Raw genomic sequence first — 12,062 nt, 5'->3', positions numbered from 1 at the left:
TTAAACCATGAAAAATATTGAACTTCCACTACTGGATCAGATCAATTTTCCTGCAGATTTGCGAAAATTAGACCAATCAGAACTTCCTCAGTTGTGTGCCGAACTGAGGTCATTTATCATCGATACTGTGAGTCAGAACGGAGGGCATTTTGGGGCCAGTCTTGGGGTCGTTGAACTGACTGCTGCTTTACATTATGTAATGAATACTCCCTACGATCAGCTGGTCTGGGATGTGGGGCATCAGGCTTATGGCCATAAAATCCTGACTGGCAGGAAAGCTCATTTCCACACCAACCGGAAATATAAAGGACTCAGTGGTTTCCCAAGAAGAAATGAAAGTGACTATGATACTTTCGGAACGGGTCATTCTTCTACCTCTATTTCGGCTGCACTGGGAATGGCGCTTGCCGCAAAACGCAAAGGACAACATGATAAACAACACATCGCTGTAATTGGAGATGGGGCAATGACTGCAGGCCTGGCCTTCGAAGCACTCAATCATGCGGGAATTTCCGATACGAACCTGATTGTGATCCTGAACGACAACTGTATGTCCATAGATCAGAATGTTGGTGCGTTAAAAGAATACCTGACCCATCTGACGCTTTCAAAAACATACAACAAAATCCGGCGGAAACTGGGAAGGACTCTGGATAAAATCCCTGTAGTGGGAGAGCTTTCCAAAGACATTCTGAACCATGCGAAGGCCGGATTGAAAAGTGCAATGGCGGAACATGCTAATTTCTTTGAAGCCTTGAATATGCGGTACTTTGGGCCTGTTGACGGGCATGACGTGTTGAAACTGGCGGATATCCTGGAAGACCTGAAAGCCATTCCAGGGCCTAAACTTCTTCATGTCGTGACCACTAAAGGGAAAGGTTTTTTGCCTGCCGAAGAAGAAAAAACCTTATGGCATTTCCCCGGTCTTTTTGATAAAGTGACCGGAGAAATACATAAAAAGGTAAGCGCAGAACCTCAGCCACCTAAGTACCAGGATGTCTTTGGTCATACCATCATTGAGCTGGCAGAACTGAATGAAAAAATAGTAGGAATAACTCCTGCCATGTTATCGGGTTCTTCCCTCAAATTTATGATGGAAAAAATGCCCGACCGGACATTTGATGTCGGAATTTGCGAACAACATGCGGTAACACTATCTGCAGGTTTTGCTGCACAGGGCCTGAAAGCGTTTTGCAACATTTATTCCTCCTTCATGCAGCGGGGGTATGACCAGATGATCCATGATGTGGTCTTGCAGCGGTTGCCGGTTATCTTTTGTCTGGACCGTGGCGGATTGGTGGGCGAAGATGGAGCCACACATCACGGAATTTATGACATCGCTTATTCCCGCTGTTTGCCGGATCTGATCATCAGCTCCCCAATGAATGAGGGCGAGTTGAGAAACCTGATGTATACCGCTCAGCTGGAAGAAATGGACCGCCCATTTATCATTCGCTACCCGAGGGGGCAGGGAGTGATGTCAGATTGGAGAAGACCTTTTGAGGAAATTGAAATCGGAACCGGGAGGGTGATCAGGGAAGGAAGTGATATTGCTATTTTATCATTTGGACATCCCGGAAATTTTGCAAGTGAAGCTTGCGACGAACTGGAAAAAGAAGGGATTAGTGCCGGGCTCTTCGATATGAGGTTTGTAAAGCCCCTGGACGAAAAACTTTTACATCATATTTTTCAGAATTATAATCAGCTGATTACAGTGGAAGATGGCTGCCGGATCGGGGGATTGGGAACGGCAGTTGTGGAATTTATGGCTGAGCATAAATATCATGCAGAAGTTCATATTCTGGGTGTTCCCGACCGCATCGTTGAGCATGGAAAAGTAGAGGAGTTGTATAAGGAATGTGAATACGACAAGGAGGGAATAGTTGCGGCGGCGAGAGCGTGTCTTGGAGAAAAGGTATTGACCATAAAACTCCTGCGACATGAAAGCTTTTGATATTCCCGAGATCTATAAAAGTGAATTCATCACCTCCATAAAAAAAGGCCGGCAGGAGAATGACCGGATGAAAAGGGATCTTATGCCTTCTATACTTGATTTTGGAAAAGTCAGGATTCACCTTGCCCGTCATTTCGGTTTTTGCTATGGGGTGGAGAATGCGATAGAAATTGCTTATGCCGCCATCAATGAAAATCCTGGCAAAAGAATCTTTTTACTGAGCGAGATCATTCACAATTCGCATGTTAACCTCGCCTTACAGGAGAATGGAGTCCGGTTTATCATGGACACCGCCGGTAAACAGCTCATTCCATGGGAGGAAATAAATGCAGACGATGTGATTATTATTCCTGCATTTGGAACTACGCTTGAGATGGAGCGTATTTTAAAGAACAAAGGGATAAAGCAGATTTATTATAAAAGTAAATGTCCTTTTGTAGAAAAAGTATGGACCAGGGTTTCTCAGATAGCGGATAGTGATTATACGGTAATTGTCCATGGTCAGCCTGATCATGAGGAAACCAGGGCTACTTTCTCACATAGTAAAAGTGTTGCGCCCTCTCTGATCATTAAGGATATGGCAGAAGCTTTATTGCTCGCCGATTTTATGATGAACAGAAGGCCGGCAACTGACTTTCCTGAAGTATTCAGGAACCGGTATTCTGAAGGTTTTGATGCTACCCAGGACCTGAACCGGATAGGAGTGGTCAATCAGACAACCTTACTCGCGAGTGATACACAGGATATCGCTGATTTTCTATTGCAAACCGTGAAGGAAAAACATGGCTTAACGGAATCCAATACTTCGCAGCATTTTGCGAATATGAAGGATACGCTTTGTTATGCCACTAATGACAACCAGAGTGCAGTCATCAACATGTTGTTAATGGATGCAGATCTGGCAATTGTGGTGGGTGGTTATAACAGTTCCAACTCCTCTCATCTGGTGGAGTTATGTGAAGAAAAGCTCCCTACTTATTTTATTTCTTCCTGTGATAGTATGGTGTCTGATCAGGAGATCAGTCATTGGGATATTCATTCCAGAGAACTGAAAACCAGCTTCTCTTATCTGCCAGCGAAAGAACCTGTTGTGGTTCATCTGACAAGTGGTGCATCCTGTCCCGATATCCTCATTGAAAATGTCATCAGGAAACTGCTCTCCTATTACGATCTGTCTATTGATCTCTACTAAATCATCATCCCTATATGAACCATCACTCCGAATTAATAAGAGTTGCCGTTTTTGGATCCACAGGGTCCATTGGCATCCAGACTTTAGACGTCATCAGGCAATATCCTGAACGCTTTAAAATAACTGTCCTTACTGCTTATGAAAATGCCGATCTGCTGATCCGTCAGGCTAAAGAATTTGAACCTGACCTCGTTGTGATTGGACGAGAAGAAAAATACCACCAGGTGAAAGATGCTCTGATCAACATCGAAACCATTGTGGCTGCAGGGGTAAAGGCATTAGAACATGCAGCTGAAATGGGAGTTTACGACATCATGATTGCAGCCATTGTAGGTTATGCAGGTTTGAGACCAACCATGAAAGCCGTTGAAAAAGGAAAGAAAATTGGCCTTGCCAATAAAGAAACCCTTGTGGTTGCCGGAGAACTGATCACCAGAATGGCGAAAATCAGCGGTTCGGAGATACTACCTGTGGATTCAGAACATTCTGCGATTTTCCAATGCCTGGAAGGGGAGAAACTAAATAACATAGAAAAATTGATCCTCACCGCTTCCGGAGGGCCTTTCAGGGGAAAGAAGAAATATGATCTGGAGCGGATTGGACCTGCAGATGCATTAAAGCATCCAAATTGGGATATGGGCGCTAAAGTGACCATTGATTCCGCTTCGCTGATGAACAAGGGATTGGAAATGATCGAAGCAAAATGGCTGTTTGACGTGAGACCGGACCAGATAGAAGCCGTGGTGCATCCTCAAAGCATCATACATAGTATGGTGCAGTTTGAAGACGGCTGTATCAAGGCCCAAATGGGAGTTCCGGATATGAGGTTGCCGATTCAATACGCCTTGTCTTACCCGGAAAGGCTGGCGGGAAAATTACCTCGGTTTGATTTTGATTGTTCCAGTCAGCTGAGTTTTGAAAAGATAGATACCGACACTTTTCCGAATTTTTTACTGGCAAAAGATGCGCTCTACAGAGGAGGAAATATCCCTTGTGTGCTGAATGCTGCCAATGAGGTTGCTGTGGCTGCCTTTCTTTTGCAAAATGTTGGATTTCTTCAGATGAGCGATGTGATCGGACACACCATGTCGGTCATGCCATTTATGGAGCAACTAAGCCTTGATGATTATATCGAGTGTGATCAGGAGGCCCGTCAGATTGCTGCTTCCCTCGTTAAAAAAAGAACTGTTATCAATATATAACATAAAAATCATGTCCTATGAACGCACACCTGCTTTCCCAATTTCATTACCCTTTTCCCATGCTGAAGAATCCATCTGCCGAGGCTTTGCAAGAACTCACGGATCATCAGTGGATTGATGGGGAGTACCTCTGGTTATACAAGGATGATCCTGACACCAGGTATAAGTACAAGAAAACGAAAACGGCACACATTGCCTCTCAATGGTTTCCGACTGCCAGTCCTGAGCGGTTGAAGCCCATTTGCCGGTTCATGTTATGGACACTTTATAATGATGATAAGTATGAAGAAGGGACTCCTGAAGAAATCAGGATGGTCCATGAACAGTCGCTCGCGGTGCTTAAAGGCGTATTGTCTGTGGAAGATGCCCAAATTCCCCTGGCCGGTTTACTGGCTTCCCTGAGAACTGAATTGCTTCAGTTTATATCCGAAGAATCTTTTCTTCATTTTACGACAGCACTCAGCAGGTACTTTAAGGGGCTGGAGCAGGAGCTCATTTACAAGCATAAAAGAGCCTTCCCAAGTGTGGAAGAATGTATTGCCATCCGGGAAGATTCACTCTGCCTTTTTCCCTTTCTGGAGCTTGCCGATGTAGAAACGAAATTGCCATTGCCGGCAGAAATTTACGGAAATCCTGTTATTCAGCGGTTGAAAGCACTGGCCAGCAGAATGATGGTTTACTACAACGAGGTGCAATCTGTGATCAAGGATGAAGCAACGGATAGCATCTATTACAATGTGGTAAAAGCCATTCAGTATAACCGGAACATTTCCTTAGAGGAAGCTTGTCTGGAGGATTTGCGGATACACAATGAAGCACTGGAAGAATTCCTGTACCTGCAAAATTCGCTTCCTGATTTTGGAGAATGGCAGGATGCAGTAGTGAACCGTATACATTATATCAGCATGACTTTAAGTGGCTGGAAAAATGTATCCGCAAAGATGGAAAGATACAATTCACTAAATGGTTTCCCTTCAGCAGAAAAGGTGAAACCGGTACTCAATAATTAATGATTACACTTTTTTAATACTCAAATATATGAATGAAGAACTAGTTGTCCCTAAGTGCTATTATCCATGGGCTACCATACCAAGTCCGATCGCAACAGATTTTGATCAGGAAGAAATTGCCTGGTACGACAATGATTATACTTTTATCTCTGAAGAAGGAATAAAAAGGTGTAAAATACAACAGCTTTCTCAGGTGGCCACTTATATGAACCCAACCTGTGATAGTATAGAGCGTATGCGTCCTTGTGCAAGGCTGATGATTTATATCACACTTTTCGATGATTATTTTGGACTCACTCCTGTAAAGGAATTAAAGGCCATTGCGGACCGGGTTTATGAAGTCATGCTTGGTGATGATCCTCAGCCTGATGAACTCGGTATACTCCGGCAAATGGCTGAGGCAAGAAAGGAATGGGAAGTATTTATGCCGCGTTTCTGGATAGAGCGGGTTTCTCTGAATTTTTATGAATTTATCGTTTATGGAATGCTCGAGGAAGCACCATTTAAACTGGCTGAAAAGAGAACTTATCCTACGCTGGCCCATTACTTCAGTTTTCGCAAGTATTCTATCGGGATGGGACCTTTTGGCGATCTGATCGATCCTTGTACCAATTTTGCATTGCCGGTGCATATTCATAAGCATCCTTTGATTAAGCGTGCAAATGAGTTGCTTGCATTGATCATTGTCATTCAGAATGATTTTGCTTCTCTGAAAAAGGAACTTGATATAGAAGGTGAGTTTATGAATATCGTATTTATTCTAAGGCATCACTATCAGTTATCTTATCAGGAAGCTTGTATTGAAGGGATGAGAATTCATGATGAATATGCGAAAGAGCTGAATGAAATACATGCCTCTCTACCCGATTTTAGTCCATACCAGGAGGAAGCATCCAATTATGTTTATCACATCAAATTGCAGATCAGCGGATGCGCGGACTGGTACTATAATTCAGGGACCAAACGTTACGAAAGCAAGGCGTTTATTGTGCCGCAATATGGAAGGGAGGGGGATGATATTTTTATTCCACACCGTGATTTTGTAAAGTAAACAGCATAAATACCTCCTGATCTTATGGCTGGGATCAGGAGGTGTTTTCTAATAAGATAACCTTATCCTTCCAGTGTTTTTGCTGCTTTTATAATCAAATCGGCGATTTCCTGTGGATGAGAAGCCATTGAAGCATGACTTGATGATAAACTAATCGTTTCTGCTTTCATTCTTTCTGCAAAAAAATGTTGTGTTTCCGGCGGGATCATCCTGTCCAGCTCAGAGACCTGATACCAGGTTGGTAATTTTTTCCAGCCCACATAATCTGGTTTATCTTCAAAGCATTTTCCTGAAGTCGGTTTTTGTGCAAGTGCCATGACCAGAGATTCATCTGCGGGAAGGTCATGAGCGAAATTCTCTGCAAACAAACTTTTTTCAATCCATAGAAAACCATATTGATCGGGACGTAATGCTGCGGCACCAGCGGGAGCGGTAGTTCTGCCCAGTAGCATGCCCAGGTTCTCATTTTCATCAGGTGCAAAAGCAGCAATATAGACAAGGCCAGCAACTTTATCACTCTTTCCGGCAGCTTCTGTAATTACAGCGCCACCATATGAATGTCCGACCAATAATGTTGGTCCGTCAAAAGATTCGACCAGTCTGCGGGTTTGCTCACTGTCATCCGAAAGGGAAGTCAGTGGATTTTGAACGGAACCTACTGTATATCCGGCGGCGGTTAAAATTGGGATCACTTTACGCCAGTGTGAACCATCGCCCCATGCGCCATGTACCAATGCAATGTTGATTTTCTTTTTCATAATTGTTATTCTTTAGGTGAATAGATATTGAGATCAAAGATCAGCAGAAACAAAGCCAGAAATATTAACCTCGGTTAAAATCGTTCACATGGCACAATCTTTTTCTGATCCGGCTTAAGGAGGGGCCCTGAATACCAAGATAGGACGATATGTGGTATAGCTGAACGGTGTTTAAAATTTCCGGATGGTGGTTCATCATGCTCAGGTAACGCTCTTCAGGTGTCTGAAATAAGAAACTTTCCATGCGTTCTACCGCAATTTTACTGGCATACTCGGCCATTAATCTTCCGAACCTTTCCCATCCATGCGATAATCCATATAGCTTAATCAATTTGTCATAAGAAATGGAAATGATCGTGGCATCAGTAAGTGCCTGGGTATAATAATTGCAGGGGACCTGGTCGATAAAACTCTTATATGCCACTACAATCTGGTCTTTGGAATACAGAAATACATTCTTCTCGGCTTCTGTCTTTTCATCAATATGATAAGCCCGGAAGGCGCCGTCCATAATGAATCCTGCCGTTTTACAAACTCCTTTATAGTTGTTGAAAAAGCTGCCTTTTTTATAAGATTTTATGCTCCAAAAGGTTTCTGATAGCTTATAGTCTTCTTCTGAAATGTTGGCAAAAGCCTTTAGCATGGTATGTAGATAGGTCAGTTCCATACCTTCAAAGTTAGTCTGTTTTACAAGATATTAGCCGTTTGTTTTGATATTTAGAAAGGGGATCTGGAAATCTGAAGATGGTTGGTGTTAAGGTGGCTGATGATATATAGGTGTCAAGATTTAAAGATGTATTGGTATCAGAATTTCTAATGGAATTTATACTAAAGAGTGATGTTCGACCTTATCGGGTTATCTAATAAGGATCAGCTTCAGGAGGATGATTTAAAGATTTATGTACTGAAAGTAAGTGGATTATTTATTAATAGAATAATTATTTTCTTTATTTGTGGTTTTTGTTGTGTGTAATGTATAAGTTAGCCTATGATACTTACAACGATAACTTCCGGTCCTATATCCCGATACATTGATCCGCTTACAGACTTTGGTTTTAAACATCTTTTAGGGAGTGAACCCAATAAAGAAATCATGATTGCTTTTCTGAATGCCATTTTTGCAGGAAAAAAGGAAATTGTGGATCTGGTTTTTAGTCCGACAGAGTATGGGGGAAACACCGATGAGTATAAGAAAGTCTTTTTTGACCTGATGTGTACAGGAAAAGATGGTGACCAGTTTATTATCGAAATGCAGCGGAGGGAACAAGAATGTTTTCATGACCGTTGCATTTTTTATTTATCCAGATTAATTAGCGAACAGCTTCCCAAAGGAACACCAAATTGGGATACCAAGCTTAAGGAGGTGTATTTAATCGCAATATTGGAATTCAAGCTTAAAGATCAGGATCATGACCGTTATTTACATGACATCGCCTTAATGAACAAAGATACGGGTGAAGTTTTCTACGATAGGTTAGGGTTTAAATTCCTGGAATTACCTAATTTTGATAAAGGGGGCAACGAACTGGAATCAGATCTGGACAAGTGGCTTTATATTCTAAAAAATATGAGCCAAATGGACAAGATCCCATTGTACCTCAATAAAGGAATTTTTCAAAAACTATTTAAAATCGCAGAGGTGAGTAAATTAACAGAAGAACAACGGAAAGTTTATGAATCTAATTTAAAGGCGAAACGGGATTATATGGCTACTATTGAATTCGCCAGAAAAGAGGGGATGGAAGAGGCCAGGATTGAGGGGGTAGAGGAAGGTAGGCAGAAAGGTCTGCAGGAAGGGATGGAGAGAGGTGACCAAAAAGCAAGATTGGCTATTGCCCTTGAATTAAAGGAAACAGGGATGCCAGTTGATCAAATTTCCAAAATCACAAAGCTTTCAGTTGAAGAAATTGAGAAATTGTAATTCTGCGTTTGTTTTTGGTGTTTACAATTATTTTTTTCTTTCCTTCAGAAGATCCTCAATGATAACTGCTATTTCCAAAAAATTGCTGGCAAGATCAGCAACCAGCTTTTCAATATGTTCATGATCAAAGGGAACCCAGCCTTCCATTAGCGTCAGAGGACCAAAATCGACACTGACATTTGGCCATTGTTTTTCAAAGGGCATAAACCTCAACCGGAAAGCATTAGAAAATTCCCTGCTTTTGATGGAATAGTTTGTCAGTTGCCTTAGTTTTAAAGCATGTATATTATAATATATTTTTCCTTTCTGTATGGACTCGTCGTTTAACCAAACCGAAAAGAAAACAGATTCTTCAAATGGTTTTGTCTCTGGAGAAGTGTTAAGCCAGGATCTGTTCTGGATTTTTAACACCACTGAATCTAACCAGATCCCAACATTATACACCAGTTCTTTTTGATTGAAGTTGACCAGTTTGTCCAGTTCATCAGCGCTTTTTTGAAATCGACCTAAATACTCCCTGGTTTCAATTTTCATCTTTATTTTTGGCTAGACACCTATTAAGGTAAAGGTATTATCAGAAGATAATATACAAAAAGATTACCCAAAGCGGGGAGATACTCAATCTGTTGTTTTTTAAATGATTAGTCTGATTCAGAAAAATAAGCTGGCATCCTATCCCTGTTAGAGGATCTTAATTTCCTGTTACATCAATCTGATGGTAAACCTTAGCATGGTTTTTGCCGATTTGGGAAGATTAGCCATATTGTCTATTTTTCAATTTGGAACATTACCTTAAGCTTTAGCGATTATCATTTATGACAGACGAACAGAAACAGCAGATTAAATTAGAGAATGATCAGATTATTAATCAGAAAGGATACCGTGTCAACAACTGGCTTCCTATTTTAGATACGCCAAAGTTAAGGACAGTTGAAGAAATAAAAGGACGCATGTCGGTCATGAATGCAATGATTAACATCGCTTTTGAAGCACCAACTTATATTATTGATGAATGGATTAAAGCACAGAAACTGACTGTTTTTCTGTCAGAGGAAGAACAACAGATTTTAGCTAAAGAAAATGAGGACCTGACAACAGAAGAAGTCAATTTACTTATGTGGTACCTCGAAGCGTTGTGGGCATTGATGTGGCTGACAGGAATGGTAGATAAACTGGAAGCAGAAAAACACGTGGGAGACAACATGGCTAGCCTGTTGCCAAATCTGGAAGATGGTGATACAAATGAAAAACTCGACAGTATACAGGACATCAGACCAGAACTGGAAATTTATACGATGTTAGACTATTATTACCGTCTGCATTGGTATTGCGTTGATGAAAGATTAAATGGCAGAGAACCAAAACTAAACGAAGGACAAGTCTATGAAAGACGGAGGGCTTTAGAATGGGTCTTCAACAGAGCTAATGATTGGGATGATGTCGAAATGGGAACTTAGGAGTAGATGGTAGAAAATAATGGAACATCGTGAATATGTGTTCCATTAACACAAAGATTTATGGCCTTTAACAAAGAAAAATATCTGCTGGAAATGAAAGTTATGGTAGATAAAGCGATAGCAAGACTGAACGCAGAAAAACCGGACTTTGTAATTTATACGATCAGTATCTGGACAGATCCCAATGCCGCTGCTAGTGCCATTAGTTTTGACGGCAAGCAGAACTCAGAACAAGTAGTGAAACAATCAAATGAATTTGATAAAGAAGAATATGAAGAACTCCTTTTAGATGGGGACCTCGAAGGTGCTGAATTATTTAAACCAGAGACATGGATGCAGCGAAATTGTAATCCTGCTGATTTTGAACTCAGAGATTTTGAAGAAACCAAACATCCTGATATCCCGGTAAATTGGGAATATGAAAAGGGGGGGAGGTGTTGGTCACAGTTAAATCCAGCATTAACAGAAATTGGAAACTATGCTTTCAATAAAGTACAAGGGATGCAGATTGAACCAGATTTTGAGCTGGCTATCAATAGTAAAAAGGATTGGTATGACAAGGTATGGAGATTGAGCTAATGCTCTTCTAATTTATTGTCATGTTAATGATCTTTTGAAGATTTATATAGTTCTGATATTAAGATATGTATATATTCAGATGTCAGGACATCAAGATATCTCATGTGTTCCTCCAATTTGAGTGTTTGATTTCCTCCCGCCAGAAAATTACGCATACGTTTGAAATTGTCAATGCAAACGTATGCGCAGCCTTTCATCGTCTCTCTCAATTCTTTTTGCTTAATTTTTTCGTTACAATTGTGTGGGGACATGTATAGAGATAGGCCATTCTTTAATGGTATTATTCTTTAGGATTTATGAAAGGGGAATCATCATGAATAGGTATCGAAATTTTACTGATCCGGAACTGACTGCTCTGCTGGAGAATGGAGACCATGCCGCTTTTACCGAGATCTACAACAGGTATTGGAAAAAGCTATTTCTCGTGGCAGCGCATAAAATAAAAGACCTGGGAGAGGCAGAAGAAATTGTGCAGCATATTTTCGTTTCTCTTTGGAACAGGAGAGACAGTTTGAAAATTACCTCCAGCCTTTCTGCCTACCTCGCTGTCTCTGTAAAATATAGGGTCATTAAATCCCTGGATAAACAATACAACCAGCAAAAATATACTGCCAGTCTTGGCATGAAAGGAATTACAGACGATTCTACTCAGGAATGGCTTGACTTCCTGGAATTGAAAGAACGTCTGGAAAAACTCGTTTGTGCCTTACCCGAAAAATGCCGCCTCGTATACCGGATGAGTAGAGAAAATGGCTGCTCTCAGAAAAAAATCGCGGAAGAGCTGGAAATCTCTGAAAAGACGGTTGAGGCCCATTTAGGTAAAGCTTTGAAAACTTTGCGGGCAGGGCTAAATCAATTTATGACGACCTTGTTGTAAAATATTTTTAATTCCACTAAGGGATTCGCCTTTCACAGGAGACCTCTGTTATATAGCCCTA

The 12,062-nt window shown here is 41.2% G+C and carries 12 protein-coding genes; 9 read left to right on the top strand and 3 right to left on the bottom strand.

Annotated elements, in window-relative coordinates; all coding sequences use genetic code 11:
- Window positions 1-7: 7 nt before the first annotated feature.
- Genes dxs through BUC20_RS23605 form a run of 5 tightly spaced genes read left to right on the top strand, consistent with a single transcriptional unit; the run spans window position 8 to window position 6,409 of the window.
- Window positions 8-1,954 (top strand): 1-deoxy-D-xylulose-5-phosphate synthase, encoded by a 1,947-nt coding sequence (gene dxs, locus BUC20_RS23625; protein WP_073233703.1) that lies wholly within the window; start codon window positions 8-10, stop codon window positions 1,952-1,954.
- Complete coding sequence (locus tag BUC20_RS23620) at window positions 1,941-3,146, top strand: 4-hydroxy-3-methylbut-2-enyl diphosphate reductase (RefSeq protein ID WP_073233701.1); 1,206 nt, start codon at window positions 1,941-1,943, stop codon at window positions 3,144-3,146. The genes dxs and BUC20_RS23620 overlap by 14 nt, the downstream gene beginning before the upstream one ends.
- Before the next feature lie 14 nt (window positions 3,147-3,160).
- Complete coding sequence (locus BUC20_RS23615; protein WP_073233699.1) at window positions 3,161-4,348, top strand: 1-deoxy-D-xylulose-5-phosphate reductoisomerase; 1,188 nt, start codon at window positions 3,161-3,163, stop codon at window positions 4,346-4,348.
- Window positions 4,349-4,365: 17 nt separating this feature from the next.
- Window positions 4,366-5,358: a terpene synthase family protein gene (locus BUC20_RS23610; RefSeq protein ID WP_073233697.1), complete on the top strand. Its 993-nt coding sequence runs from the start codon at window positions 4,366-4,368 to the stop codon at window positions 5,356-5,358.
- A 28-nt stretch (window positions 5,359-5,386) separates the two neighbouring features.
- Window positions 5,387-6,409, top strand: a complete 1,023-nt coding sequence (locus BUC20_RS23605; RefSeq protein ID WP_073233695.1) for a terpene synthase family protein — start codon at window positions 5,387-5,389, stop codon at window positions 6,407-6,409.
- Between the two features lie 62 nt (window positions 6,410-6,471).
- On the opposite strand, the gene BUC20_RS23600 is transcribed toward BUC20_RS23605, so the two are convergent.
- Window positions 6,472-7,167, bottom strand: a complete 696-nt coding sequence (locus tag BUC20_RS23600; protein WP_073233693.1) for an alpha/beta hydrolase — start codon at window positions 7,165-7,167, stop codon at window positions 6,472-6,474.
- A 64-nt stretch (window positions 7,168-7,231) separates the two neighbouring features.
- The gene (locus BUC20_RS23595; RefSeq protein ID WP_073233691.1) at window positions 7,232-7,834 is read right to left on the bottom strand and encodes a Crp/Fnr family transcriptional regulator; all 603 of its coding nucleotides are present in this window, start codon (window positions 7,832-7,834) and stop codon (window positions 7,232-7,234) included.
- A gap of 321 nt (window positions 7,835-8,155) precedes the next feature.
- On the opposite strand from BUC20_RS23595, the gene BUC20_RS23590 reads away from it, so the two are divergent.
- Window positions 8,156-9,088: an Rpn family recombination-promoting nuclease/putative transposase gene (locus BUC20_RS23590; protein ID WP_073233689.1), complete on the top strand. Its 933-nt coding sequence runs from the start codon at window positions 8,156-8,158 to the stop codon at window positions 9,086-9,088.
- 27 nt (window positions 9,089-9,115) lie between these two features.
- Here BUC20_RS23590 and BUC20_RS23585 read toward each other — a convergent pair whose 3' ends face one another.
- Entirely contained in the window at window positions 9,116-9,622 is a 507-nt protein-coding gene (locus tag BUC20_RS23585) for a hypothetical protein (protein ID WP_073233687.1), read from the bottom strand.
- Between the two features lie 281 nt (window positions 9,623-9,903).
- Between BUC20_RS23585 and BUC20_RS23580 the strand changes: the two genes are divergently transcribed.
- The 3 genes from BUC20_RS23580 to BUC20_RS23565 all read left to right on the top strand — a co-directional run bounded on the left by BUC20_RS23580 (window position 9,904) and on the right by BUC20_RS23565 (window position 12,001).
- A complete protein-coding gene (locus tag BUC20_RS23580) occupies window positions 9,904-10,545 on the top strand; it encodes a DUF4272 domain-containing protein (RefSeq protein ID WP_073233685.1) in 642 nt (213 codons plus the stop codon).
- A gap of 60 nt (window positions 10,546-10,605) precedes the next feature.
- Window positions 10,606-11,124 (top strand): hypothetical protein, encoded by a 519-nt coding sequence (locus tag BUC20_RS23575; protein WP_073233683.1) that lies wholly within the window; start codon window positions 10,606-10,608, stop codon window positions 11,122-11,124.
- Between the two features lie 313 nt (window positions 11,125-11,437).
- Window positions 11,438-12,001, top strand: coding sequence for an RNA polymerase sigma-70 factor (locus BUC20_RS23565; RefSeq protein WP_073234067.1), 564 nt, complete (start codon window positions 11,438-11,440; stop codon window positions 11,999-12,001).
- The last annotated feature ends 61 nt before the right edge of the window (window positions 12,002-12,062 follow it).

The sequence above is a fragment of the Pedobacter caeni genome (assembly GCF_900129215.1).
Classification (GTDB): domain Bacteria; phylum Bacteroidota; class Bacteroidia; order Sphingobacteriales; family Sphingobacteriaceae; genus Pedobacter; species Pedobacter caeni.
This window is presented reverse-complemented; position numbering and strand designations above follow the sequence as displayed.

What these genes read in the sequence shown, in the direction of transcription:
- dxs (WP_073233703.1), top strand. Translation starts at nt 8, where the DNA reads ATGAAAAATATTGAACTTCCACTACTGGATCAGATCAATTTTCCTGCA.
- BUC20_RS23620 (WP_073233701.1), top strand. Translation starts at nt 1,941, where the DNA reads ATGAAAGCTTTTGATATTCCCGAGATCTATAAAAGTGAATTCATCACC.
- BUC20_RS23615 (WP_073233699.1), top strand. Translation starts at nt 3,161, where the DNA reads ATGAACCATCACTCCGAATTAATAAGAGTTGCCGTTTTTGGATCCACA.
- BUC20_RS23610 (WP_073233697.1), top strand. Translation starts at nt 4,366, where the DNA reads ATGAACGCACACCTGCTTTCCCAATTTCATTACCCTTTTCCCATGCTG.
- BUC20_RS23605 (WP_073233695.1), top strand. Translation starts at nt 5,387, where the DNA reads ATGAATGAAGAACTAGTTGTCCCTAAGTGCTATTATCCATGGGCTACC.
- BUC20_RS23600 (WP_073233693.1), bottom strand. Translation starts at nt 7,167, where the DNA reads ATGAAAAAGAAAATCAACATTGCATTGGTACATGGCGCATGGGGCGAT.
- BUC20_RS23595 (WP_073233691.1), bottom strand. Translation starts at nt 7,834, where the DNA reads ATGGAACTGACCTATCTACATACCATGCTAAAGGCTTTTGCCAACATT.
- BUC20_RS23590 (WP_073233689.1), top strand. Translation starts at nt 8,156, where the DNA reads ATGATACTTACAACGATAACTTCCGGTCCTATATCCCGATACATTGAT.
- BUC20_RS23585 (WP_073233687.1), bottom strand. Translation starts at nt 9,622, where the DNA reads ATGAAAATTGAAACCAGGGAGTATTTAGGTCGATTTCAAAAAAGCGCT.
- BUC20_RS23580 (WP_073233685.1), top strand. Translation starts at nt 9,904, where the DNA reads ATGACAGACGAACAGAAACAGCAGATTAAATTAGAGAATGATCAGATT.
- BUC20_RS23575 (WP_073233683.1), top strand. Translation starts at nt 10,606, where the DNA reads ATGGCCTTTAACAAAGAAAAATATCTGCTGGAAATGAAAGTTATGGTA.
- BUC20_RS23565 (WP_073234067.1), top strand. Translation starts at nt 11,438, where the DNA reads ATGAATAGGTATCGAAATTTTACTGATCCGGAACTGACTGCTCTGCTG.